Below are 26,298 nucleotides of genomic sequence, written 5' to 3'. Positions count from 1 at the left end.
TTTTTTATATTAAAATTGGAATAATTTTCAAACCATAATACTATTCATAACGGATTGTAATAATTGACATATTTCGATAAAATGTAATAGGAATGAACCAATAACCATTTGGAGGTAAAAAGTGAAAAGAATAATAGCTTCCTCAGTGCTTTCAACAGCATTTTTGTTTCCTTGGGTAGTCAATGCCGACGAACTCTCACTAAAAGATAATGTTGAGGTCAGAAAAGGCGCTACTCCTCAGTATCCAGTTGTAATGCACTTAGAAAAAGGAACAGAAATTAATGTAATTGATGAATTTACAAATGCCCAAGGTGAAAAATGGTATAGAATAGATTTAGGTAAGGTAAAAGGATGGGTTCCCAGTGCCAGTACAGCGGAAAGTAGTTTAATAGGTAAAGAGACAACTATTAATGCTGACACTGTTAATATTCGCAAAGGTGCCAGCACCTCATATTCTGTCATTGATAAACTAAATACTGGTAAAGTTGTAAAAGTAATAGATACGTTTGAAAACAGTCTTAATGAATTATGGTACCGAATTGAATTTGACGGTAAAAGAGGCTGGGTTTTTCACAGGCTATTGTCAGAGACGCCTCTGATATCTGCACCTGGACCTTCTGCTGAAACTAAACAAAAAGTTGTTATTCTATCTTCTGTCGTAAAAAAAGGCGCAACAGAAGCATATGACGAAGTGGCCAGGGTCCAAGCTGGAGATACTGTTATTATTTTAGACTCCTTTACTAATAGTCAAAAGGAATTATGGTATAGAGTCGACTTAGGCACTGTTAAAGGCTGGGTAAACTCAAAAGCATTTAAAGAGGCTGAAACTCCCCTCCCCCCCGAAATTAAATTAATGAGAGTGACAGTAGATTCCGCCTTTGTACATAAAGGTGCTACAAGTGATTATGACGTAGTGCACACTGTCAGGAAATCAGATGAATTAACTGTAATAGACTCCTTTACCAATTCTAAAGGGGAAGCGTGGCACAGGGTTGACTTAGGAACAACTAAAGGTTGGATTCATAATACTGCCTTTAGAGAACAGGCTCCACCTTCTCAAGATACAGAACCTGAAACAGAGATAGTTTTACCTGATAATATGTATGCAAAAGTTAATGGAGTAAATGTTCATAGCGGGGCAACTACCAGCTATAAAATTGTAGAAAAGCTCCGTGCTAATCAAAAGGTGAAAGTTATAAGCACCTTTGAAAATGGTTTTAATGAAACATGGGTTCGAGTACAAGTCAGCGATCAACTGAGCGGTTGGGTGATCATTGATTCATTAACTGAAAGTTCAAGTATAAATAAATCTCTTTATATAAGTGTAGATGTAGCCAATTTAAGAAGTGCTCCATCCTTAGACAGTCTGGTAGTAGATCAAACATCTAAAGGGACACATATTACTGCTGTTAGAGAAGAAAAAGACAGTAACGGCAACACTTGGTATAACGCATTATATAATGGACAGTTCATATGGGCACATGAATCAGTTGTTACTGACTCAACCATCAAATTAAATACAACCATTAATATAAGAACACAGCGTGGTATCATGCGCTCAGGTGCCACCTATCAGTATCCTGTAAAACGCACAATATCCTATAGTGATAGAGTTACCCTGCTTTCAGAGTTTATAAACTCTTCTAATGAAAAATGGATAAATGTTCAATTACAAGACGGCACCAAAGGCTGGGTGCCTGATTATGAAGTTAAAACTGACTACGTTAGAATTTATGCACTTCAAAAAGCTGTTCTAAGAAAAGGTGCGAGCTCACATTATGCAATATCAGAAAATCTTGAGCTGAATGAAACCTTACTGGTTTTGCGAGAGTTAAACGATTGGATAAACGTAGAGACAGCAGATGGTGAAAGAGGCTGGGTCAATAAGTCTCAGGTTTCTAATATCTCTAAACAAAGTTTAATCCAGCCAGCTACCTCTTCAGTTGGGAAAGATCTCTATGTAACTTGGAAAAAACCATCAGAGTTTGACTTATCTTATTCTTCGTTGTCAAAAAACAAAATTAAAATATTTGGAGGATTAACTGATCTTGTTATCCCATCAAGTAATCCGAAAGGCATCTCATCAATAGAATCTCAAACACTCTCAAACGGTGAGAAAGCAATGATCATAACATTTTCTCCTGGCTACACTTATACATTAAGAGATCATGATGATAGTCTTTCAATTAAAGTCTTACCTAAAGGCTTATCTGGTAAAAAAATTATCATTGATGCAGGCCACGGTGGACATGATAGTGGTGCAACAGGTATAACGGGGCTGTTGGAAAAAGAAGTAAATTTATATACTGCCCTCTATCTGAAAGAAGAACTAGAAAGAGCAGGTGCGGTTGTAAAACTTACAAGAAGCAATGATACTTTCTTAGAACTCTATGAAAGAACGGATATTTCCAATAAATCGGACTATGACGCATTTATAAGCATACATGCTGATTCTTTCACTAGAGAAGCGGCCGGTTCCACCACTTTTTATAATAAATCGGTTAATTTTAATGGCCCCAAAAGCTACTTACTAGGAAAAGCCGTCCAAAGTCATATGGTCTCTCAAATAGGCACAGCCAACCGAGGTGTTAAAGAGCAACTATTCCATGTTAACAGAGAAAATGAACTTCCAAGTGTCCTTGTTGAGTTGGCATTCCTCTCAAATCCAACAGAAGAAGCTAAGTTGAAAACAGAGAGTTTTAGAAGACAAGCAGCCTTAGGAATTAGAAAAGGTCTAGAAGAGTACTTTAACTATTAAAAAATTAAGGGTGATAATCTATCACCCTTTTAAATTAAAAGGAGTGTAAAAAATGTTCAAATCGAAGAAAATAGTAGCTGCTTTAGCAGTGACAGTAGGTCTAGCAACTGGGATTGGAATGTCAACACCTGCAAACACATCTGCTAATTCAAATGTTCTATTAGCAAGTGTAGATTGGGTGAAATCCCAACTATCTCCGGTTAATAGCAGGATCAGTCAATTAGAACAAACCGTCCAGTCACAACAAACACAAATCAATGCATTAAAAGAAAAGATCGATAATGGAGATGTTGGGTCAGGTGATGTAACTCCTGCATTGCCATCTACTGTGTACACTATCAATGACAATGTTACCATTCATTCAGGGGCAACTCGCCAGTATAAAGTTGTTGCAACTAAATCCCATGGTTCTTCTTTAAAAGTAATAGATAAATATACTACCAGTATGGGGCTATGGTATAGAGTGGAATTATCCAGTACAGTAAAAGGTTGGATTTATTCCGGTGATGTTTCTACAACTAAGCAAAGTAATCCTGCGCCAACTCAAGTTGTAACAAAAAGTGATGTTCACCTGAGAGCTGGAGCCACCACGAACTATACTATCAAGACTACTATTCCAGGGGGAACCACTTTAAAGTATATTCAATCTTTCAAAAATACCCTAGGTGAAACCTGGTACAATGTAGAAATGTCGAACGGAGACCGCGGGTGGATAATCAGCAGCTTGGCTGAGGTGAGATAAAATGAAGAAATTTACTATTATTATAATAGGATTTTTCTTGATCTCGTTGTTAAATCCTCAGACATTTAAAGCAATGCAACCAGTCCAATACAATAAACAAACAAATGTATCAATTGTTAACTCTACTTCCGGAAGCATTATTACCGAAGGGACCTTTCAGCTTGTTAACCTTGATACCAATGCAGTAAGCTATCTTCCTACAAAAACGACTATTAATTTCAAAAAACTAACCAGTGGAATTTCTGCTCAATTTTCAAGCAGCACTATTAACTCTACCAAAGGGTTTAAACTTGAAGAATTAGATTCATTACCTAAAATGGTAGTTTTCGGTCAGCAAACTGCCTTAAGGAAGGGTGCTACTTCTTCGTATGAAGTCATCAAACAGTTTAACGCAGGTGAAGCAGCCCCATACATCGGTATTTTCACTAATTCTTCAGGTGAAGTTTGGTATAATGTCTCTTCAACTAATGGAAATGGCTGGGTCCCGGGCAACAATGTAACATTCCAAGAGGCAATAAATAACACACTCAATTTAGGAAAAGTAAATAATGGCAGATCCTACAGAGGGAGCTATAAAGTAACCTCAAATGGGGGTAATTTGCAGATTGTTAACTACCTGGATTTAGAAAACTATTTAAAAGGTGTAGTTCCTAATGAAATGCCTGCCTCTTGGCCAAAAGAGGCATTGAAAGCACAGGCGATTGCTGCAAGAAGTTATGCTGCAAACTCCATGACACTTTCAGATACAGCATCCAGTCAAGTCTACAGAGGATACTCAAGCGAAGATTCCCGGACGAATGCTGCTATCCAGGAAACAAATGGTCTAGTCGTACGATATAATGGTAAGGTTATTCAAACATTTTTCTTTTCCACCAGCGGCGGCCGGACTGCTAATGTTGGAGATGTTTGGAACTCAAATCAATCGTCATATCCATACCTATCATCAGTAGATGATCCATATGAAAAATCTGTATACAGTAATTGGACGGTAGACTTTTCGCCAGAACAGGTATTGACTCAGTTTGGGTTTAACCCTTCTACCACTTCCCTGTTGGATATGTCACTTTCCAAGCCAGGACAAAATGGTGAAGTAAGAGGGGTAACAGTACAAACGACAGATGGTTCCAAAACCATCAATGGGAATGAATCTGTAATAAGAAAGCTTTTCCCTTTACCTAGTTCCAGTGTTTACAATATGCTCTATTCTAACTGGTTTGATATGAAATTAACAAAGCAAGTAAATACTTTTAGTGTACAGACAACGAGCGGTATTGTTACGCTTGAGGGAATGGATGGGCAATCGGTTCAGACCTCTTCAGGTATTACTGCAATCTCTGCAGATGAAGTCAATGTTCAAACTCCTACTGGAATACAGGCTTATCCTACCATCAATGGTATAACGAACATCACCCTTAACGGTAAAGGTTGGGGGCATCGGATCGGTATGAGCCAATATGGAGCAAAAGGTTATGCTGAACAAGGCTGGACTGCTGAACAAATCATTACTCACTACTTCCAAGGTACAACCGTATCTAAATAGAAACACAAAAAATAAGCACAGGATAACCTGTGCTTATTTTTTTTCAATATTAATCAATAAATCGTCTACAATTCTTTTCCAGGAATACTCATCTACCGCGAGTTCCCTTCCATTTTTAGCCATCTCCCCATATTCCTCTTTAGTAAGATTCTCTAAATCCTTTATGACGTTCGCAATTCCTTCAGGATCCTCTGGAGGTGCAATTCTGCCACAGTTTTTAGTTTCCAGGATTTTTGCTGATTCCCCAACCCCGCAATAAATTACAGGAGTTCCTGTAGATAGAGCAGGGAATATCTTTGAAGGCCGTGCTCCTTTAAACAAATTAATGTTTCTCAAGGAAACGATACTAAAGTCAGAAATTGAAAAGACCTGCGGCATTCTTTCTAAAGGAACCGCCCCATAAAAAGTAACATTTGAAAGCTTTAATTCTTCCTTAAGAGCTAATAATGTATCCTTTTCCGGACCGTCCCCGACAAATAAGAAATGAATATCAGGATGATTCTCTTGAAGGATTGCCGCGGTTTTCAGAATGGAATCCAACCCTTGGGCATATCCAAGATTACCGCCGTAAGTAATTACGGTTTTGCCTTGAAGGTTTAATTCTTCCAACAAACCTTTATCTGGAGGTGCAGGCATAAAGAAATCCGTATTCACGCCATTCGGGAGTAAGAAAATATCTTCAGAAGGTTTTCCCTTTTTTATCATATAATCGCTGATCCCTTCAGTTGCAGCAGCTATCTTCCAGGACTTTCTATATAAGAAAGTCTCCAAAATCTCAGCCAATTTAATGAATGTTTTATTCTTTAAAATCCCAAGCTCCACTGCAGATTCAGGCCAAATATCTGCAATATTGAATACAAATTTAGCACCTTTTAACTTTGCACCTAAATACCCTGTAATACCTAAAAACAGGGGCGGTGAATTACAAATAATGACGTCCGTAGGCTTTGCCCTCAATAGCCCATAGAAAGAGCTGAAGGTAAATGAAAAGTAAGAAGCTAAGCGTTTCCAGAAGGACCCTTTTGCTGACGGGTATATCCATGTACGATGGACAGGTACCCCTTCCCACTCTTCAAACATATAAAACTTCCCTCTATACTCTTGAGGAATTACCCCGTGTGGATGATGAGGAAAAGCTGTAATGACTTCTATTTGATGCCCCTGTTTAAGAAGCTCTTTGCTTACTTCGAACACCCTAATCTGCGGTGCTCCGGTTTCAGGAGGGAAATGCTGACACAAATAAATTACTCTCATTAATTAACCCTCACTATTTCTCGATGTTTTTTAAATACGATTTAAGTTTTTCACTTAAATCTTCACGTTTAAGAGCAAAATCTATTGAGGCTTGTAAGAATCCGAATTTATCTCCTACATCATAACGATTCCCTTGTAGAATATAAGAGTAGATATCTTCTTTATCCAGCAATTTATCGATAGCTTCAGTTAATTGGATTTCTCCCTTTTTATCTGGTTTAACTGTTTCCAGAGTTTCAAAAATTGTCGGTGATAAAATGTATCTTCCCACTATCGCCTGAGTAGAAGGGGCATCCTCAACAGCTGGTTTTTCAACTAAGCTGTCTACTTTGTATAATTCCCCTTGCTGTTCTTGATAAGATACAATCCCATACTTATCTACTTCAGACCTCGGAACCTCATTTACTCCAAGGATGCTTGATTGAACGATGTTATATTGATCCATCATCTGCTTTAATGCGGGAACTTCATTGTCAATGATATCGTCTCCTAATAATACTGCAAATGGTTCGTCACCTATGAATTTTTTTGCACATAAAACCGCATGTCCAAGACCTAGTGGTTCTTTTTGTCTTACATAGTGAATATCCACCAAATTGGATATGGATTCTACAATTTCCAGCATCTCATGCTTCCCAGTACGTTCAAGTAGCATTTCCAGTTCTACGGATTTATCGAAATGGTCTTCTATCGCACGCTTGCTTCTGCCAGTAACAATAATGATATCCTCTATACCCGACTTTACCGCTTCTTCAATGATATATTGAATGGTTGGTTTATCTACTATAGGCAGCATTTCCTTCGGCTGAGCTTTAGTAGCAGGCAGAAAGCGAGTACCTAAGCCTGCTGCAGGAATAACAGCTTTTTTAATCATACTCCTTCTCCTCCCTTTAGGGTTTTGTCGTAAAGAGTCAACATGTAATTGGCATTATCTATCCAATTAAAATGTTTAGCTACATGCTTTATCCCTTCTTCTCCCATTCGAACAGCAAGTTGACGATCCTCAATGATTCTTGTAAATGCTTCTGCCAACTTCTGGGGGTTCTCTTTTGGAACTACAATACCGGTTATGCCGTCCACTACAACTTCAGGTAACCCTCCTATGTTTGACACAACAACAGGTACTCCACACGCCATAGATTCTACTGCAGCCACTCCAAAACTTTCACTGTTTTCGGTTGATGGAACAGCAAAGACAGTCATCTTTTTAATATAATCAGGAACTTCCTCGTTAGGTACCTTTCCGGTAAAGGTGGTTACATTTGCAATGCCAAGTTGGGCTGCCAGATCCTCGTATTCCTTTCTCTGACGTCCGTCCCCTACTATCAACAACTCAGTATCAGGATGATTCTCATGGACGATAGCAAATGCCCTTACAAGGTCTCCTATACCATATTTATCTTCTAAGGCTTTTACAGTGCCAATTACCTTCTTATCGTGTCCAATCTCGTTGTTTTCCGGATTGAAATACTCCATATTGACCCCAAATGGCGTAACGTGAATTTCTTTATCTGTATACAAGTTTGTTTCTACAGCCATCACTTTACTAGTTGAACAGATAACATCAGCTTTTTTCAGAGCAAATTCTACAAGCTTTTTATTGACTTGTCCCTGTTGAGGAAATTGAAAGACATCCCTTCCCCAAACAGATACATAATAGGGATGAAAATTAGCCAGCGCCCCTAATACACCGTAACTGGATACATAATGGGCATGAAGAATATCCGGCTTAAATTCATTAATTAATTTCCTCAATGCAAATACAGCTGAGAAATAAGACATCTTTCCTGGAAGGTGTTTAGGAAGAGTAAAGGTATCTACCTGCTTGGCATTTTCCTCGGAATAATGATCAGAAAACGTAGCAACCTTAACCTGAATGCCTCTTTCCTGATAAAACTTTGCCCATTTATGTGTGTGTATTGACCTACTCGGAGCTAATAAGATTACTTTCATGACTTCTCCTTTAACAATGTTTTTTGAACCTTTTCAACACGTGCATCCCAGGAATGATTAGTTAAAAAGTTTTCTACAATCTTTTCATTATAGAAGGGTAAATTGTCACTAATCTTTTCAATAGCTTGAATAAAGCTATTGACATTGGCTTCCCCTACTACACCATACGGACCTGACTCAATAAATTCTTGTTGAGCTGCACAGTTGGTAGCCACAACCGGGAGTCCATTTGAAAGATATTCCACCAATTTTACCGGAACTGAAAAGTCATTATAGGTTGTTTTCTCTCTCGGTATGAAAGCGATATCAGTTCTTTTATAAACCTCATCTAGCTCTGAACCGCTCACATGCAAAACATTAACATTTAATTGTTGTATATCCCTTAGAATATCCTGTGAAACTTTTTTAAGCTCGTCCTTTCTACAGACAACAGTAAGCGACAATCGTTCTTCTTTTTCGTTGAATATTTTTAAAGCTTTAAGTAATAAAGGCAAGCCATATGCTTCATTATTGATTCCGCCAACATATAGCCCTCTTAATTGAGAAGTTTGTTCTTTTGAATTCAGCTCTTGGCTTTTCCCGCCTGGCGGCAAAGCGACTTTGTTCCTATTTATATTTACAAATTTCCCCATTGCATCACTCGGGAGGTAAATAACCTCGCAATATTTCTCATAAAACCTTTCCTCGAGCTTGTAAATCGATTGCATGATTGTTTTCTTTATACCTGAAAGAGGGTATAAGTCATCAAACTTCCAATAAACATCCCGATAAAAAACTCCAGTTGGAACATTTCGCGCTTTTAAAAAGGAGAAAACTTTCCTGTCAATGAAGGGCTTTTTTGGAATATGGTTTTCGTCTGTTAACCATAAGGGAATAGTTTGATTCTCCATATAACAGAAAAGGAGGTGCTCAAACTTACCTTCCTTTCTCAATGTGTCAAATTGTGAACTTCTTTCCTCGGAATTTCCTGAAATCAAGACGATTTCAATACCATTCCGTTTTCCCCATTTAAGGAATGCTTTGTACATTTCAATAGGTCTAAGCTTGGAACCGCTATTAGCATTTTCTACCATTGTAAAAGGGTAGTATAAAAGGACAGATTTCATATGATTTCCCCTTACTATTTATAAGCCTTGAATCTCTTTTGCAGAACCGGCACGTAGTGAATCACTTGCTCTGCAATCAGTAAACCCACCAATACAACTGTGATTAAAACCCATATTGGATTAAACAGAAAATCTGCAAATCCTCCAACTAAAGTTCGAGGAATATTGACTGTAAAGTAAACGAACAATCCAATAAACACCGGGTTCTTAGGAAGCCGTAAAAAGCAGATATACAAAAGTTGTATAAGCAAACCTAAATATATTGTACCAATCAAAATACCCAAGTATCCAAAATTTGCATAAGCTTCACCAATATATAAAGTATTTAGAACTCCTGCCGTGCCATCTTCCACTTTAGCCGGGAATGTATTTTCCATTACCAACCGGGCGGAACGAACAGTTTCTACATCAAACCACCCAACAATTATTGAAGGCAGGCTTTGGCCCTGTAAAAAAGGAACAGATTCATTAAAAAGGTTTAGATGCAGGAAAGCCGGTGATACTTGTGCAAGGATGATTCTCCCGATAGGTCCGGAAGAATAGGATAAGTACTCATTTATATTGCTAACACCTTGGATGGAGATATACATGCCTATTAATAAAGTACTTCCCACCACTAAATAAAGACTTATCCTTTTCCAATTTAGTTTCATGCTTCCTATATATAACCTTACTAGGATAAACATAATAATATAGAAAAAGACTGGCGACTTTGCTAAGTCATAAACACTTATTAAAATCGATAGAAAAAATAGAACCAAGAACAGAAATTTCCATCGTAATGTCTTTAGATGATAACTGACTATATAAGCTATGAGAGATAATATTGGGGTTAGAGCAATAGCGAATATATTTCTCACATATATATTTCCATTAAAGCTTCGTGCAGCTTCTATTCTTAACAGGGCTAAATCGTTAAAATTCCCTTTCAATAATTCAAAAAGTGGAATTGTTTCTGTCTTTAGAAACGTGTAAAAAACAGCCAAAATTGAAATACTTGATAAGGAAAAAAACAACCAAAAAAACGTATCGGAATTCTGACTTGATTTATAGTGGATTGGTTTTTTCAGGTACTCATTAAATTCCTTTTTTGAATTGAAACCTAATAACTTGTTAACCATCAGCATCGTTAATGGAAGAAATATCATGACAAAAGATATACATAGGAAACCTATCCGCCTATATTTTTCATGGTCTAACCTGTTAATCATGTAATAATGATCAATATCCAAGGCAATCAGAACACTTCCAATAAAACTTGAAATAAGTAATGAGTAATAAAAAATAATCGATATTAAGTTGGGCTTTAGTGGAGAAAGGCTTCCTGCCACATTGCGAAACAGCAGCACAGAAGCCGATAATACTACAATGAAAATTGAAATTTCGAGCACTTACAAGCACCCTCTTTATTTATTGATTATGTTTAAAATCTTCTCAGCTGCATGTCCATCACCGAATACATTCAAATACTCCGGCGTACCTTCTTTCTCTACAGCTTCAAGTATTTTCGCCTTATCCGTACCTGTAAGTATATTCGCATCAAATTGCAGGGTTTCAACCCACTCTGTTTGTTCGCGGACGGTTACACAAGGAACTCTCATGAAATAGGCCTCTTTTTGAACACCGCCTGAATCAGTAATTATCTTCTTTGCTTTAGACTCCAACGTTAACATATCCAAATACCCAACCGGTTCAATAACTTTCAGGTTATGTACCTTATCCAGGTCATAGCCCATATTGCTGAGAACATTTTTTGTACGCGGATGGATCGGCCATAATTTTAAAGTGTCGATTTCATTTAAAGCTTCCAAAATATTTTTAATTCTATCAGGATCATCTGTGTTTTCCGCACGGTGAATGGTAATTAAGTGATAGTCTTTATCAAGAAGATCATGAGTATTAAGGATTTGGGATTTTTCTTTTGCAAGCCCTTGGTTATAAAGAACTGCGTCATACATTACATCCCCGATATTGAAAACATTTTTAGTGATATTCTCGTTTTTCAAATTCTCTACTGCAGTATCTGTAGGACAGAACAAGAATTCAGAAATATGATCGGTTAGAATTCTGTTAACTTCTTCCGGCATCTTCTTGTTAAAGCTTCTTAGGCCTGCTTCAATATGAATAATTGGAATATGCAGTTTTGAAGCAGCTAATGACCCTGCCAATGTAGAGTTTGTATCGCCATATACCAAAACATAATCAGGATCTTCTTTTAAGAAAATCTCTTCTATTCCAGCAAGCATTTCACCAGTCTGTTTTCCATGAGAACCAGAGCCAATCGCTAACTGATAATCCGGTTTAGGAATATTCAGCTCTTCGAAAAAGATATCAGACATGTTGGCATCATAATGCTGGCCTGTGTGTATGATAAGCTCTTGCACATGCTCTCTCAAAACCCTTGAGACTGGAGCTGCTTTAATAAATTGAGGTCTTGCTCCTATGACTGTAATAATTTTCATTTAAGGAAAACCCTCCTGTTTTTCAAGATATAATCCTTTACTAAGAAAGAATTAATATTATATGGATTTTTATAGGTTAATCCATTAATCCTAAAACGAAGTGCTAATATATAGCTCTTATAATCTGGAAATATTCCATACCATTCCATTGGATCTTTATAATATTGTTGCCAAAGCTTCTTTTTTTGATAAACTTTTTTCCCAACACCATAGAGCTTTCCGTACTTTTGTGAAAGGGATGCTTCTTTTCCCGACAACTTTTGTGGCATATCAAAGTAGTCTGGAAACATTCTGTGCAAGGTATAATCATACAGGTATTTATTAAATCTTAATGAAACTGGGACCTTTTTGAAAAAATCCATGATCCGGTCGTCCCATAAGGGGATTTCCCAATTCTGTTGATAGAATTCGTAGACCCTTAACGAATTGATGATAAATTTCGCTTGCCTTTCTTTCCAATCCCAATATTCGAATGAAGCACTTGCCTCTTCATTACTCTTATAAGGAAGGTGTTGAATGGACTCTCTGATTTCATTGATTAAGTCTGGTCTTTTTTCAGCAATTGAGCCGATATCCCAGAGCTTATAGTGTTTTTTCAAAATAAATGAAATAACGTCATCCATGCTAAAATTACGGTCCTCTGTGATTTCATAAGGTAAATGGCTGCCTGCAACGAAATCTCCTGAATGACCAGGAATAAACACAAGATCTTCCGGGTGATTCTCAACCAGTTTTGTAACCGCAGGCCAATCTTGTAAATGTGCTAAATTGCTGCCGTTAACGGCAAAATCCACATATTTTTGCCATTGGTCGGAATTGTACCAAGAGTACCAGTCCTCTTTTTTATATTCATAGAATTCCCAGGGGATATTAAGACCGTGGGCAATCCCTTCGCTAATACCAGCTTCTTTATTTTGTCTTTTGCCATATGTAAAAGCAATGATATTGTCATTACCAAACTTCTTTAGAAGCAATGCAATAATTCTGGAGTCATATCCCCCGCTTAAAGGCAAAACGATCTTTTTGTTTTTCGTGCGTTCACCTAAATCTTTGAATACCTCTATCAATACCGACTCAAATTCCTCACTAAGAGAAATAAGGTCCTTTTCAATTGGAGAATGGTAAAAAGAATAATAGCGATACATCTTAAGGTTATCCGTTTCATTCTTAATATAACAACCGGCCTCAACTTGCTTTACACCTTTAAAAAGTGTTTTATCATTGGTTGTAACCCCTGTTATAATAAATTCTGTAACCGCCGTATCAACCAGTTCTCCCTTGTATAAACTGGATACCTTATCTGTAACAATCCACTGATCATTTTTCTGATAGAAATACAAAGGGATACTGCGCTTACGATCGACCGCAGCAACTACTTGCTCCCCTCTTTCAATTATGAGAACAAATTCTCCTCTAATTTCCTGTAAAACCTTCTCAAAATCATCGGTGGCTTTCTGCTGTATCAATTCAATTATGGATTTCCCTGTAAACAGCGTGTTTCCATAATAAACATACCCAGCAAAATATATGATTTCGCTACTGGTTGCATATCGCTTGATCAATTGTTTATTATTAACTTCTATACGGACTGACATCAAGATTCAACACCTTCATTTAAGCCTTTTGATAAAAGGTCCTTATGAATTCCTACTGCAAACAACCCAATAAGATAAAATAGCCATACATAAATAATGTTCACATCAGAAATTGCTGCATGTTCTTGTATGTAAACTATTCCTATTACAGATACGATGACCCAAAGAAATTGAATAGACATTTTCATACCTGACACCGGTACATAAAAAAGCTTTTGACTCCGAATAAAGATATATACAATCGCCACTATATAGGATAGTAAATATGCGGCTACTGCACCCCATATCGAAAATTTAGGAATCAGCGCTATGTTCAGGATAACATTGACTATTGCTGCCATGCCAAAAGCATAAGAGATGTATTTTGTTTTCTTTGTGAAAAATATTCCGATCGAAATAATCATATAGTAAAAGTTTAAAAACGTTGTCGTCGAGATAAGAGCCACATATTTGTATGCTTCCCAATAGTTTGAATCCAACACTTTAATGACCCATGGCATGATAGTAGCAACAATCATGATTCCAAAAGTTCCTATCAACAGGATGGCCATATAAATTTTAGAAAAAATCCGGGCGTTGTTTTCTTTGTCTTTAAGTGACATAGAAAAAGGTCTCCATGCCATTTGCACACCACTGGTAACCAACGTGATGAGCGCCGCAAATTTGATAGCAGTACCGTAAATACCCACTTCCTCAAACGAGGTATATTCCTTTAGGAACATCGTATTGGCATTGACGATTACCCAAAAAGCAAGCGATGCCGGGACTAAAGGAGCCGCATACTTTAAAACTTCAACCAGAAGTTTCTTATCAAAATAGGGTCGTACGTATTTAACGGCATACTTAAATAACAGCAAGGCTACAAAACCAACACTCAATATACGTGCTGCAAGGATCCCAGTGACCGTTGGCCAGATAGTAATGAGCATTAAATAGGAAACTACAGCAATAAGAAGCATCTTAAGTACTGTAAAGAATACTACACGTTTCGTAAAGAAATCATATCTTAACACTGTTAAGATCAGTGTGAGGATTGTATCGAAAAATAGTGTTCCAATGGCAATGAGTAATAAATATGATTTCCCTGTTTCTTCAAGGAGCAACTCTGATAACCAGTCTCCCCCAGCAAAAACAACCAATCCAAGTATCATGACAATGACCAGACGGAACATCATGACCGTTCTCACATAGTAATCCCTCAGCTTCTGATCTTTTGCTTCAAAGTAATAATAAGCAAGGGCTGAATCTGTTCCGAATATGACTAAAAACGTCAACATGGACGTAATCCTATCAATATAATCTAAGACACCATATTGGGAGGGGTCAGATAAAAACCTTGTATATATAGGAAGCATGATAAAGGCAATTATCTTGGTCCCTACATTCATAAAAGCGTAAAGGAGCGAATCCGCCCCTAAACGCTTTAAATGCTTTATCAATTATAACAACTCTCTCTCTTCAACCATGCGGGCAAATTTAGCTGGTACCCCTTTAATTAAGGTTTTCGGCTCGGTATCCTTTGTAACAAGAGCACCTGCTGCAATAAAGGTTTCTTCCTCAATAGTAATACCAGGCAGAATTATTGAGGCTCCACCAACACGGGCCCCCCTCTTGACGGTCGCCCCTTTGATACTATCAAACCGTTCTTCTGTTCTTCCCATTAAGTTATCATTTGTAGTGGTTACACAAGGTGCAATAAATACTTGCTCTTCCAGTGTTGTATAAGCTGTAATATATGAATTTGACTGGATCTTTGTTTTGCTTCCAATTTTCACATGGTTTTCAACTGTAACACCACGCCCGACAATAACATAGTCCGCAATTTCAACATTTTCTCTTACGCTTGCCAAATCAGCAACAAGTGTAAAGGAACCAATGCTAGCCCCACGGTATAACACAGCATTAGCCCCAATTGTACACTCGTCACCGATTGTAAGGCCAGGAATATCCCCTTGAAGCTTTACAGTACTTGTCTTTGCCGGTTTAGGGGGTTTCCCTAAAACAGCACCATCAGAAATCACTGTATTATCGCCTATGAAGGTATCTTTGTGGATTGTTACCCTGTTACCAATTTGCACATTTTTCCCGACTTGAACACCTTCTTCAATGACGGCAAAATAACCCACTGTAACAGATTCATCAAGCTTTACACTATCATGAACAAAATTCATTACACTCTCTCCCATTACAATTTAATATATTTGTTAGGTTTCTCTACATTTTGCAATGCATTTCTTGTGTCAAAAATAACGTTGCTTTCCTTGGCAATCATTTCATAGTTAAAGTCAGTATGATCCGTTGTTAATAGCACAATATCAGAATCATTCAATAGCTCTCTGTTTGCTTCGATTGTTTCAATCGTCTTACCTGCAGCTTTAAAGGAAGTTACATACGGATCGACAACTTTGTAATCTGCGCCTTGTGCTTCTAATTGCTCAATGATTTTCAGGACCGGAGATTCGCGCACATCATCAATGTCCTTTTTATACGCTACGCCCATAACTGTAACTTTGGCACCACGTAGTGCTTTTCCATCTTCATTAAGAATCTGCATTGTTCTGTTGATGACATATTCAGGCATGCTATTGTTAATTTCCCCGGCTAATTCAATTAAGCGGGTGTGGTAATTATACTCTCTTGCCTTCCAAGTCAAATAGAATGGATCGATTGGAATACAGTGTCCGCCTAAACCAGGCCCTGGATAGAATGCCATGAAACCATATGGTTTGGTTTTGGCTGCATCGATTACTTCCCAAACATCAATGCCCATTTTTTCACAAAGAATGGCCATTTCATTTGAAAGGGCGATATTGATATGACGGAAGGTATTTTCAAAAATCTTTTCCATTTCGGCTACTGCCGGACTGGAAACTTCAAACACATCACCTTCCAGGACATTTTTGTAAAGGCTGGCTGCAACAGCAGTACATTTTTCTGTGATTCCTCCAACTACTTTTGGAGTGTTCTTTGTTTTGAATTGTTTATTACCTGGATCTACGCGTTCCGGTGAATAGGCGATAAAAATATCTTCCCCGGTTTTGTACCCTTTTGCTTCTAATGTAGGCTTAACAATTTCCTCTGTTGTTCCTGGATAAGTAGTGGACTCAAGAACAACCAACGTTCCTTGCTTAGCATATTTAGCGATTTCTGTAGAAGAGCTTTTCACATAAGAAGTATCCGGCTGCTGGTAAATATCCAAAGGTGTAGGTACACAAATCGCTACAGCATCCACTTCCGCAATTTGCGCATAATCTGTAGTGGCAATCAGACGCCCAGATTTAACCATATCAACTAAATCTTCATCTACCACATCACCAATGTAGTTAACACCTTTATTAACTTCATCTACCCTGGATTGCTGGACATCAAAACCGATGACTTTATATCCTGCTTTCGCTTTTTCTACTGCGAGCGGCAATCCAACATACCCAAGTCCAACCACACCAATAACCGCTTCTTTATTCTCTATTTTGTTTAATAAATTTTCATAATGGTTCATAGCCCTAGCTCCTTTATAGGTCGATTCTCTTTCCAGTTTCTGCTGATTCTAAAATGGCATGGATCAGTTTGACCGGAGCCATACCATCTGCTCCTGAGACAATTGGTTCACGGTCTTCATTGATTGCCCTAATCATATCTTCAATGATGCATTGATGGCCAGGAGTGCCGAATGGATCCTTCTTAATCTGCCCAGTCAATGTGTTTGTTTCCTCTTCAGTTACTGCTTCAAAGTCCCAATGCTCGATGAGGTTGGCTGTTTTGCCGCCTACTTTAGCTGACCCTGTTTCTCCAAAAATAGCAAGTGATTCTTCTAAGTTGGTCGGATAAATGGTAGTAGCAGCTTCAATTACCCCCAATGCGCCTGATTCAAACTGAACAGTCGCCACTGCCACATCCTCTGTCTCAATCTTTCTTAACCTTGTTGCTGCCATAGCTTGTACGCTTTTCACAGGACCCATCAGCCATAATAAAAGATCAAGGTCATGAATCGCCTGGTTCATAAGGACACCACCATCGAATTCCTTGGTCCCTCTCCATGGCGCCTGATCATAATAAGCTTGATTACGATTCCAGCGCACGGTTGCATTAGCGTGACTTAGCGTACCAAATTTATTAGTTTTTACTGCTTCTTTTAATGCCTGAATGGCTGGCCTGAAACGGTTTGGATGAACTACAGCCAATTTTACACCATTCTCTTTAGCATCCTGAATCATGGATTCACCGTCTTCTAGTTTCAATACCATTGGTTTCTCAACGATAACATGTCGTTTAAAAGAGGTGACGATTTTAGTCAACGGGGCATGCAAACCGGATGGAACACAGATGTTCACGACATGAATATCTTCATTTTCTGTCAACATTTGATTTAGATCTGTATATTTTTTATACCCGTGGTACTCTGGTAAGTTCAATCTTTCTTCGTTTGTATCACAAACGGCTACCAAACGAGCGCCTTCCACATTGTTAACTGCTTCGATATGTTTCTTTGCTATATGTCCTACCCCTACAACAGCAAAATTAATCAATTTTAGATGCCCTCCTTGCGTCCAGAATATATTTCCATAAAATCAACATCACTACTGCCAAGAACAGCCCCAGAATAAAGCCACCAATTACATATTCTAATGTATGGTTGTCTACTTTAGAGACATTCACAGAGCTGACTTCAGGTTTTTCGAAGAAAGCCAGATCCGCGTTAACCCGGTCAATTTTAGCAAGAGACGAGGCAATTTCTACATCATTTTGTCTCACTATTTCTTCGAACACTGCACTATCTTCTTCTGACAATGCACTATCAAGCCTGTTCAAATATTGCTCTTGAGCAGACTCAAGTTGGCTTAAGTAATTTTCTGTTCTCTCAATAATACTTTCAGTTTCTTGGAATCGCTTCTCGTATTCGTTCATAAGGTCACTTTCCAAGTCAGTTCTGAAAGCTTCTAATTTATTTTCAAGATAGGATTCATCGTCCCCATAGACTTTAACTTTTAGGAAGTTGTTAGCTGAAACATAGAACTCATCCTCTGGGTTCAGACCATAACGGTCGGCAACCATAGCCCTGTCATTTAGTATTTCCAAGTATACGGAACCTGTGTAAACAGTTGTCTGTCCAATATATTCAGCTTTTTTGGGGACAAGGTAAGATGCCGCGCCCCCCAGAACCAACCCTATCAAAGGAATAAGTATTAAGAAAAGTTTTTTTCTCCAGAAAAAAAGTAAGTATTCATAAAGAGTAAACTGTTTTTTTTTATCTTCCAAAAATCACACCAACCTTTTTGGCTATTATGGTCACCAATAAATAGAAACGCCCCTAGTGCCTAGGTGACGCTTCTGGAATAGATTTACTTATTAAAGAACTCAGCAATCTTCTGAACTACATAGATCTGCTGCTCTTCTTTAAGTTCAGGGAACATCGGAAGAGACAACGCTTCCTTGGCTGCCTTTTCTGCAACCGGGAAGTCTCCTTCGCTATATCCCAAATCTTTGAATACCGGCTGAACGTGTAATGGCAGCGGATAGTAAATCATTGTAGCTACACCTTGTTCTTTAAGGAAAGCCTGAAGTTCGTCACGCTTTTCTACCCGGATTGTATACTGATGGAATACATGATAACTCCCTTCAACCTCAACTGGAGTAGTTACTTTTTCTCCTGCCATCTCATGAAGTAGCTTTGTATATGTGTCAGCTTTTTCCCTTCTTAGTTGGCTCCACTTATCCAAGTGAGGGAATTTCACATTAAGGACAGCTGCCTGAAGTTCATCAAGACGACTGTTATACCCTAATACATGATGGTAATATTTAGGTTTGCTGCCATGAACACGGATTACACGGCTTTTTTCCGCAATATCCTCATCGTTAGTGACAATCATACCTCCGTCTCCATATGCTCCAAGGTTCTTGGTCGGGAAGAAACTGTATGTAGCAGCTGTCCCTAACTCTCCAACACTTTTGCCGTTGTGCTTTGCCCCAATTGCTTGTGCAGCATCTTCAATAACAAAAAGGTTATGCTTTTCGGCGATTTGTTGAATGCGCGTCATATCCGCCATTTGTCCATATAAGTGAACAGGAATAATTGCTTTTGTTTTATCTGTAATAGCTTTTTCAATAGCTTCCGGATCAATATTGAATGTTACCGGATCGATATCAACATAAACCGGCGTAGCGTTCGCTCTCGCAATGGCCCCACCAGTGGCGAAGAAGGTAAATGGTGTAGTGATAACCTCATCTCCAGCGCCAACTCCAGCAGCTTGAAGGGCTATATGTATGGCGTCACTTCCATTTCCACAACCGATCCCATGTGGAACCTTACTATACTCAGCAATATCTTGCTCCAATTTCTTAACATTATCCCCCAGGATAAAACGTGAACTGGACATAACTTCATCTAAAGTTTTAAGTACTTCTTCTCTTAACTCACTATATTGTTCGGAAAGATCTAACATAGGGACTTTCATTTAAATTCCTCCATTAATTTCAAAATCTGACAACCTATATTTTAACATAATAAAATATGCCAAAAACTATACTACATTGTGACAACTTTCGCATGCATTTTTTAAAAAAGCCGCTTGTGGAAACCACAAACGGCCATATTTTATTGTTTTCCTGTCACTTTTCGATACAGCTTAATAACCGGCTTATATCTGTCGTGGACCAATCCAATGGTTTCCGCAATAATTTCCGTAATTAGAAGCAAACCAAAAACAATCAGTATACTTCCCCACATAGTAGAAGCTTCCAATGTTATCGCACTTATACTGAAGAGCAATCCAAATGCATAGATAACCAGAACAGTGTTTCGATGCGATAGCCCCAACGCTAACAACCTATGATGCAGATGTGACTTATCAGGTGCTGATATCGGCTTTTTATTGGCTATTCTCCTAATTATCGCAAAGGTCGTGTCAAAAACCGGCACTCCCAAAATAATAATAGGAATAATAAAGCTAAATAAGGTTACACTCTTATACAGCCCCAATAATGATAGGATGGCAATTGAATATCCTAAGAATAATGCACCTGTATCTCCCATGAATATCTTCGCCGGGAAAAAGTTGTGATAAAGGAAACCCAACGCACTACCTAATAAAATCAGGGAGAGCATAAGAATCAACGGCTTACCTGCCAGGCCTGCCATAAAGGCTATTGTACCAATGACAATAGAAGAGATCCCGGCAGACAATCCATCCAATCCATCAATTAAATTAATGGCATTGGTAATGGCTACTATCCAGAAAAAAGTGACAAAATATGACCAGTTCCCCAACTCAAAAGTATCTATAAAGGGAATGGTAATAATATCTATTGTAAGCCCGCTTCCTACAACTGCTCCTGCAGCAAGAAACTGCCCAGCCAATTTATATTTGGCAGAAAGTTCATATTTATCATCTAATATCCCGACAGCCATAATCAGAATGGCTCCGAGAATAATGCCCGTGATCTTCTCATTGTAAAGTCCTCCGGCAAAGTAACCGGCAACTACTCCAATGAAGATAGCCAGGCCGCCCATTCGCGGCATGATTTTTTGATGTACTTTTCGTTTATTTGGTTCATCTGTAGCGCCAATCTTGATAGCCAACTTAATCACTAATGGAGTAATGATTAAAGATGTAGCCATGGAAATGATGAAAGGCAGCAAGAAATTTATTATATCCACTAGCATCACCTAGTTTTTCTCAAATTTTAATGCTTGTTAAAACCATTGTAATCGTATCATATTTCAACAAGAATTCAATCCCTTTTATATTACAATTTTTTATCTTTATTTACACGAAGAAACTTTTTACATAATATTATTACCTAAAACCATAGCCCCCTCCCACTAATAATAGACGAAATTAGAAGGAAAAGGTTTCAACTGAGCAAAATTTGTCGCTTTTGTTACATTAAATACCTTTATTGGTTAATACTTAAACTTCTACAAAATGTCTATGTACTAAATCACTGGTTTTTTAGCAGTTTTTGTAATAGATTGCAGATTAGGCTTACTAAATATGGTATAATTTAACCAGAAATTATGGGGATATAGGTGATTACATTTATGATAAAAAACATCAAAAAATTTATAAGCGACAGCTCATTCAAAGAATTAAGAAGACTCAAAAAAGAACTGAATAGAATCAACTCCCTTGAATCAACATATAAAAAAATGTCAGACAAACAATTACAAGAGCAAGTTTCACTTTTAAGAAAGCGTCTTGTAAGTGGAGCTTCTATAAATGAAATTATCCATGATGCTTTCGCATTAGTCAGAGAAACTTCCGAAAGGGTTCTCGGTATGCGGCATCACGATGTTCAAATCCTTGGTGGTCTATCTCTCGCTGAAGGTAATATAGCAGAAATGCAAACCGGAGAAGGAAAGACCCTTGTAGCAGCACTCCCAAGCTTTCTTCATGCCTTGCAAGGCAGAGGCGTCCATGTAATAACCGCAAATGAATATCTCGCAAGGCGTGATTTTGAGCACATCGGCAGTATACATACATTTCTGGGATTAAGCGTTGGTCTTAACATTTCCGGTCTCACCTCTGAACTAAAACAGGAAGCTTATCAAAAAGATATTACCTATGGAACTGCGAATGAGTTCGGGTTTGATTATCTGAGAGACCATATGGTTACCGACAATCAAGAAAAGGTTCAGCGCCCTTTATACTTTTCGATTATTGATGAAATTGACAGCATATTAATTGATGAGGCAAGAACTCCATTAATTATCGCAAACAAATCAAACCATTCTGCTGAACTGTACAATATTACATCCATTGTTGTCCGTTCATTTGAAGAGGAATCCGATTACGAATATTATCCGGAATCTAAACAAATTTATCTTACAGACGAAGGTACTACAAAAGTGGAAGAAGCTTTCGGGATATCAAACTTGTTCGATGCAGAGCATCAGATACTTCTTCACTTTATTATGCAGTCTTTGCGTGCCCACGTGATCATGAAGCGGGATGTTGACTATATTGTCCGGAACGAACAAGCTCTGCTTGTCGATCCATTTACAGGTAGAATCATGGAGGGCAGAAGCTACAGCGATGGCCTTCAACAAGCAATTGAAGCAAAGGAAGGAATTCCAATTCAGGATGAAAATCAAACCATGGCATCCATCACCGTCCAGAATTACTTTAAACTATATGAACTCGTTTCCGGCATGACCGGGACCGCAGCAACCGAGAAAAAAGAGTTTTTCGAAACTTATGGAATGAATGTAATTGAAATTCCTACAAACAAGCCAACTATCCGGGTAGACTTTCAAGATTTAATCTATAACGATCTTCCTTCTAAGTTAGAAAGAATCATGGAAGAAGTAAAACAGCTGAATAAATCAGGAAGGCCTGTTTTGATAGGGACAACTTCCATCGAACAATCAGAAAAAATTGCTGAAGAGTTCACTAAAAACGGCATTCCGTTTGAATTGTTGAATGCAAAGACAGAAGAGCAAGAGGCCCAAATTATCGCCAAAGCCGGTCAAAAAGGTAAGGTCACCATCGCAACCAACATGGCTGGACGCGGGACAGACATTGCAATTGATACAGAAGTTCGTGACCTTGGTGGACTTCATATCATTGGCACAGACCGTCATGAAAGCAGAAGGATTGACAACCAACTGCGAGGCAGGTCAGGAAGGCAAGGAGATCCTGGTTCCACACAATTTATTCTCTCCATGGATGACAGAATCATTACTTATTATGACGATGAAGATGTGAGGAAGTGGAAGAAAAAGGTGAAAACAGATACTACAGGTTTGATCCTTCAGCCTAATCCTATTAAGTTCCTGGACAAGATTCAACTTACAGTTGAAAGCAGTCATTTCTCTTCACGTTCCAGCCTGGTAAGGTTCGATAATATTATCGACCAACAGCGGCGCGCTGTATATTCGCAGAGGAACCGCCTTCTTGCTAATGAAGATATCTTTTTTATAGTGAAAGAATTAATAGAAGCAAACATAGCTTCTATATTCGAAAAGTATTGTCCAAAAGATCAAATGCACGAAGAATGGAACATCCGTGGGTTAGTAGAAGAGATATCCCTTTTATTCCCGTTTGCAAACCTCAAACAGGAAGACTTTGAAAATTTGGAATATATATCATTAAAAGAAAGAATAGAGACAGTTAAGGCAGAGGCATTTTCATTTATGGAGACCCATTCCTCAATGATAGAAGTTAATAAACAAATGAAATCAATAACTCTTGCTATCCTGGATCAAGTTTGGGTCGAACATCTCGAGAATATGGAAAAGTTAAAAGAAGGAGTACATTTGCAGGCCTTTGGACAGGAAGATCCTTTCAGATATTTCGAAAGAGAAGGATACGAAATGTTCTTATACTTGTTGCAACAGCTACACTCTCGAATTGCAAGAAGATTTTCTGTACTTATCAGGCAATATTTTGATACCAAGAGCGAGGTGAACAGCTAACATGAATGCTCAAAAAGAAAACACAACCCTGTCAGAAGGATTACACAAAACCAGCCTATACTTTCATCCCTCTTGGAACATGGCAGACCAAGAGAAGTATATTTATATGTACCATCATGCAAAATTGTCCGGATTAAGAGAGAACCAACTCTCTTTTTTAGGCATTGAACTTATTGAAAACGACGATAAAAGCCTTGTAATAACGGCATTTATCCGAAATGCGTTTAAAAAGCTGACTAGACTTCAGAATATTGTTTTGACTATTGTCGATGAGAATCACCATAAGATCGCCAGTAAACTGGTTGAACTGGAAGATTTAGGATCATTGCCACCCTGCACGAGTGTACCTTGGCGCTTCCTTTTCAGTAAGGAAGACCGTTTCACTAATAAACCCATAAGTAAAAATGGTTGGAAACTACTTGTTGACTTAAAACCCAAGATCAGTAAGCCGATACTTGACCTGGAGCCGATATGGGCCGAAAGATTAAACGATGCACAAAAAGGGGCTTTACAAAGAATTGTTGATCAGCAGCCAACTCTCGTAAATAAAAATGATTTTAACCTGATGGGACTAGAACTACATCTCGATAAAAATAAGAAAGAAGTCATTGCCAATGTATTTTTAAGAAATACGACAGAACAAACAATTAGATTGGATTCTTTAACGCTATGCTTGGAAGACGCCTTTGAGAATGAAGTGACAAGGAACAACTTCCTTTTCGAGGAGCTTGAAGTTAAACCAAATACGTACAAACCATGGTCATTTATCTTTCCATTATCAGGTAGTCATATAATAGAAGAAATTGATTTTCGAAGGTGGAGAGTGACTCCGGTAGATACAAAGGCTGTGGGTAAATGATTGAAATAGTGAAAAAGCAAAGGGGCAGTCTTTTCTGGACTACCCCCTTGCTTTTTTTTACTTATTTATTAAAAACTTACGGATGCCACATACCCTTCATCTCCATTTGGCAATGATACTCGATACCACACAAAATGGTTACTCGGGTTATTATCACTCTCCGGTTTACCCAGAAATTTTAACGTTGAACCTGCAGGCAGCGATGAAATAAAATCACCGGAAGTAGTCGGCTTGCTTCTCAAAGCGACACTATGCTTTAATATTGCTGTTTCACCTATTTCAAACACCTGAGTTGTTTTTGTCGTCCTAGAGGTCTGGTAATACATCTTGGCACCAAACTCCATGATATTAGAGTTTTCTTTATAAGTTATCATAATATCGTCTTTTGATAGGGCCTCAGGGTTCACCTGACTATTATTACTGATAGTAGTGTATATCCTTTGCTGATAGGTTGCAGGATATATAGTAGGATCATTAATCTTTGACAATCCATTATAAGCTAAAATAGCAAAATACCAATTTTCCAGAAAAGCAAGATCACCATTATTGATTACAGGAATGTCATAGTCAAGCTTTTGTTTTAAAATCTCTGCGCCTACCTGAATATTGTAGGCAGTGTCAAATTTTAATCTTTGGTAATCATAAGGACTGTTGTTAGAGTCTACAGTTATCTGCATCAAGCCAACTCCATTATCAAAACTGATATTCGGCCCATAATTACGACCAAATTGAGTAAATGCAGTTTCATTGTAGGCAATAGCTTTTAGGATTTCCGGCGGGATACCTGTTCTTTTAGCTTGCTGAGTCAAAAGATCTTTTAGTTCAGCATACGACATTTTGACAGTATTATTAGCATTCTCAACCCCTGAATAGAGTTCATTCCAAAATGGACTGCTCCCTTTCACATTTTTAATATGAATATTAGCTTGTTCTAATCGAGGATGTGAAACACCCTTTGCAATTTGTCCTTCTACATCATTTAAAGCATTATAAACCGTTATTTCATATATTACAGCTCTCAGCAGGCTTTCTGCAGGATCTTTAAACTCCTCAAGAATGGCGTCTCTTGTAGATTTTCCATACACTCGATATAATAACACTGCCTGCTTCCTGATCTCCGCGCTTAAAGTATCATAGGACGCTTTTGTTTTTTCAATATCTTCATAAACATATATATTATTATGAAGTGTTGCCTTATGAGCTTGGATTTTCTTGCCTGACGTTATAGCGTCGATGTAAGCCATGGCACGCTTGAAATGAATCGTTACCTTGGATTCCAAGCGTTCCTCTAACTGTCGTTTTTGTTCACTTTCGGGTAAAGCAGATACAGCTTTTTGAGCCTCCGACAAAGCTACCTTAGTACTATTATAAGTATCCATGTTTGGGTAGTCGACTTTACCAATGTACTCAATAGAAATGGCCCACTTTAGGGCACCTCCCCATGACTCCGCTTCTTTAACCAATGTTTCAGCATGAGTAGTCCTTGCTGCAGTGGTTGGTTGACTACTGTATAAAAATACAAAACCACCTAAGAATAGAGCTACAAATAGATATTGAAGATTTCTCAATGTTATCCCCCTTATTCAAAAAATAAAGCCCTGGTTCGTCCCAAGGC

General features: G+C 38.1%; 20 protein-coding genes. 5 read left to right on the top strand and 15 right to left on the bottom strand.

Going from position 1 to position 26,298, the window contains the following annotated elements; translation table 11 throughout:
• Window positions 1-121 precede the first annotated feature (121 nt).
• From BSG1_RS11045 to BSG1_RS11035, 3 genes are read left to right on the top strand one after another with little or no spacing between them, the layout of a single operon-like run.
• The gene (locus tag BSG1_RS11045; RefSeq protein ID WP_052302386.1) at window positions 122-2,758 is read left to right on the top strand and encodes an SH3 domain-containing protein; all 2,637 of its coding nucleotides are present in this window, start codon (window positions 122-124) and stop codon (window positions 2,756-2,758) included.
• Window positions 2,759-2,810: 52 nt separating this feature from the next.
• On the top strand, window positions 2,811-3,500 hold the full coding sequence (locus tag BSG1_RS11040) for an SH3 domain-containing protein (protein ID WP_006837104.1): 690 nt from the start codon (window positions 2,811-2,813) through the stop codon (window positions 3,498-3,500).
• Window position 3,501: 1 nt separating this feature from the next.
• Window positions 3,502-5,040 carry a SpoIID/LytB domain-containing protein gene (locus BSG1_RS11035; RefSeq protein ID WP_006837103.1) on the top strand — a complete coding sequence of 513 codons (1,539 nt, stop codon included), beginning with the start codon at window positions 3,502-3,504 and terminating at the stop codon, window positions 5,038-5,040.
• Between the two features lie 33 nt (window positions 5,041-5,073).
• Here BSG1_RS11035 and BSG1_RS11030 read toward each other — a convergent pair whose 3' ends face one another.
• From BSG1_RS11030 to BSG1_RS10965, 14 genes are all read right to left on the bottom strand, one after another.
• The gene (locus BSG1_RS11030) at window positions 5,074-6,294 is read right to left on the bottom strand and encodes a glycosyltransferase family 4 protein (protein WP_006837102.1); all 1,221 of its coding nucleotides are present in this window, start codon (window positions 6,292-6,294) and stop codon (window positions 5,074-5,076) included.
• 13 nt (window positions 6,295-6,307) lie between these two features.
• Window positions 6,308-7,168, bottom strand: coding sequence for a UTP--glucose-1-phosphate uridylyltransferase GalU (gene galU / locus BSG1_RS11025; protein ID WP_006837101.1), 861 nt, complete (start codon window positions 7,166-7,168; stop codon window positions 6,308-6,310).
• A complete protein-coding gene (locus BSG1_RS11020) occupies window positions 7,165-8,247 on the bottom strand; it encodes a glycosyltransferase (RefSeq protein ID WP_006837100.1) in 1,083 nt (360 codons plus the stop codon). Before BSG1_RS11020 ends, galU begins: the two co-directional genes overlap by 4 nt.
• Window positions 8,244-9,353, bottom strand: a complete 1,110-nt coding sequence (locus BSG1_RS11015; RefSeq protein WP_006837099.1) for a glycosyltransferase — start codon at window positions 9,351-9,353, stop codon at window positions 8,244-8,246. Before BSG1_RS11015 ends, BSG1_RS11020 begins: the two co-directional genes overlap by 4 nt.
• Before the next feature lie 14 nt (window positions 9,354-9,367).
• Complete coding sequence (locus BSG1_RS11010) at window positions 9,368-10,744, bottom strand: O-antigen polymerase (protein ID WP_006837098.1); 1,377 nt, start codon at window positions 10,742-10,744, stop codon at window positions 9,368-9,370.
• A gap of 15 nt (window positions 10,745-10,759) precedes the next feature.
• Entirely contained in the window at window positions 10,760-11,815 is a 1,056-nt protein-coding gene (wecB, locus tag BSG1_RS11005) for a non-hydrolyzing UDP-N-acetylglucosamine 2-epimerase (protein ID WP_006837097.1), read from the bottom strand.
• Window positions 11,812-13,410, bottom strand: a complete 1,599-nt coding sequence (locus tag BSG1_RS11000) for an asparagine synthase family protein (protein WP_006837096.1) — start codon at window positions 13,408-13,410, stop codon at window positions 11,812-11,814. Before BSG1_RS11000 ends, wecB begins: the two co-directional genes overlap by 4 nt.
• Window positions 13,410-14,849, bottom strand: coding sequence for a lipopolysaccharide biosynthesis protein (locus BSG1_RS10995; protein WP_156791467.1), 1,440 nt, complete (start codon window positions 14,847-14,849; stop codon window positions 13,410-13,412). Before BSG1_RS10995 ends, BSG1_RS11000 begins: the two co-directional genes overlap by 1 nt.
• A complete protein-coding gene (locus tag BSG1_RS10990) occupies window positions 14,850-15,581 on the bottom strand; it encodes an N-acetyltransferase (protein ID WP_044022760.1) in 732 nt (243 codons plus the stop codon).
• 14 nt (window positions 15,582-15,595) lie between these two features.
• Window positions 15,596-16,909 (bottom strand): nucleotide sugar dehydrogenase, encoded by a 1,314-nt coding sequence (locus BSG1_RS10985; protein ID WP_006837093.1) that lies wholly within the window; start codon window positions 16,907-16,909, stop codon window positions 15,596-15,598.
• 13 nt (window positions 16,910-16,922) lie between these two features.
• The gene (locus BSG1_RS10980; protein ID WP_006837092.1) at window positions 16,923-17,936 is read right to left on the bottom strand and encodes a Gfo/Idh/MocA family protein; all 1,014 of its coding nucleotides are present in this window, start codon (window positions 17,934-17,936) and stop codon (window positions 16,923-16,925) included.
• Window positions 17,929-18,666 carry a hypothetical protein gene (locus tag BSG1_RS19845; RefSeq protein WP_006837091.1) on the bottom strand — a complete coding sequence of 246 codons (738 nt, stop codon included), beginning with the start codon at window positions 18,664-18,666 and terminating at the stop codon, window positions 17,929-17,931. The genes BSG1_RS10980 and BSG1_RS19845 overlap by 8 nt, the downstream gene beginning before the upstream one ends.
• 83 nt (window positions 18,667-18,749) lie before the next feature.
• A complete protein-coding gene (locus BSG1_RS10970) occupies window positions 18,750-19,862 on the bottom strand; it encodes a DegT/DnrJ/EryC1/StrS family aminotransferase (protein WP_006837090.1) in 1,113 nt (370 codons plus the stop codon).
• A gap of 140 nt (window positions 19,863-20,002) precedes the next feature.
• Complete coding sequence (locus BSG1_RS10965) at window positions 20,003-21,070, bottom strand: glycosyltransferase family 4 protein (RefSeq protein WP_006837089.1); 1,068 nt, start codon at window positions 21,068-21,070, stop codon at window positions 20,003-20,005.
• Window positions 21,071-21,448: 378 nt separating this feature from the next.
• Here BSG1_RS10965 and secA2 point away from each other — a divergent pair, with 378 nt between their 5' ends.
• Window positions 21,449-23,824, top strand: a complete 2,376-nt coding sequence (gene secA2 / locus BSG1_RS10960; RefSeq protein WP_006837088.1) for an accessory Sec system translocase SecA2 — start codon at window positions 21,449-21,451, stop codon at window positions 23,822-23,824.
• 1 nt (window position 23,825) lies between these two features.
• On the top strand, window positions 23,826-24,683 hold the full coding sequence (locus BSG1_RS10955; protein WP_006837087.1) for an SLAP domain-containing protein: 858 nt from the start codon (window positions 23,826-23,828) through the stop codon (window positions 24,681-24,683).
• A gap of 68 nt (window positions 24,684-24,751) precedes the next feature.
• On the opposite strand, the gene BSG1_RS10950 is transcribed toward BSG1_RS10955, so the two are convergent.
• The gene (locus BSG1_RS10950) at window positions 24,752-26,251 is read right to left on the bottom strand and encodes an SH3 domain-containing protein (RefSeq protein WP_006837086.1); all 1,500 of its coding nucleotides are present in this window, start codon (window positions 26,249-26,251) and stop codon (window positions 24,752-24,754) included.
• Between the last annotated feature and the right edge of the window lie 47 nt (window positions 26,252-26,298).

It is taken from the genome of Bacillus sp. SG-1 (genome assembly GCF_000181495.1).
Lineage (GTDB): Bacteria > Bacillota > Bacilli > Bacillales > Bacillaceae_B > Rossellomorea.
Note: the sequence above shows the minus strand (reverse complement) of the source record. Positions and strands in the feature narration are given on the sequence as shown.

Excerpts from the sequence above, each read along its gene's own strand:
- BSG1_RS11040 (WP_006837104.1), top strand. The coding sequence starts at position 2,811 with ATGTTCAAATCGAAGAAAATAGTAGCTGCTTTAGCAGTGACAGTAGGT.
- BSG1_RS11035 (WP_006837103.1), top strand. The coding sequence starts at position 3,502 with ATGAAGAAATTTACTATTATTATAATAGGATTTTTCTTGATCTCGTTG.
- BSG1_RS11030 (WP_006837102.1), bottom strand. The coding sequence starts at position 6,294 with ATGAGAGTAATTTATTTGTGTCAGCATTTCCCTCCTGAAACCGGAGCA.
- galU (WP_006837101.1), bottom strand. The coding sequence starts at position 7,168 with ATGATTAAAAAAGCTGTTATTCCTGCAGCAGGCTTAGGTACTCGCTTT.
- BSG1_RS11020 (WP_006837100.1), bottom strand. The coding sequence starts at position 8,247 with ATGAAAGTAATCTTATTAGCTCCGAGTAGGTCAATACACACACATAAA.
- BSG1_RS11015 (WP_006837099.1), bottom strand. The coding sequence starts at position 9,353 with ATGAAATCTGTCCTTTTATACTACCCTTTTACAATGGTAGAAAATGCT.
- wecB (WP_006837097.1), bottom strand. The coding sequence starts at position 11,815 with ATGAAAATTATTACAGTCATAGGAGCAAGACCTCAATTTATTAAAGCA.
- BSG1_RS11000 (WP_006837096.1), bottom strand. The coding sequence starts at position 13,410 with ATGTCAGTCCGTATAGAAGTTAATAATAAACAATTGATCAAGCGATAT.
- BSG1_RS10990 (WP_044022760.1), bottom strand. The coding sequence starts at position 15,581 with ATGAATTTTGTTCATGATAGTGTAAAGCTTGATGAATCTGTTACAGTG.
- BSG1_RS10985 (WP_006837093.1), bottom strand. The coding sequence starts at position 16,909 with ATGAACCATTATGAAAATTTATTAAACAAAATAGAGAATAAAGAAGCG.
- BSG1_RS10970 (WP_006837090.1), bottom strand. The coding sequence starts at position 19,862 with ATGAAAGTCCCTATGTTAGATCTTTCCGAACAATATAGTGAGTTAAGA.
- BSG1_RS10965 (WP_006837089.1), bottom strand. The coding sequence starts at position 21,070 with ATGCTAGTGGATATAATAAATTTCTTGCTGCCTTTCATCATTTCCATG.
- secA2 (WP_006837088.1), top strand. The coding sequence starts at position 21,449 with ATGATAAAAAACATCAAAAAATTTATAAGCGACAGCTCATTCAAAGAA.
- BSG1_RS10955 (WP_006837087.1), top strand. The coding sequence starts at position 23,826 with ATGAATGCTCAAAAAGAAAACACAACCCTGTCAGAAGGATTACACAAA.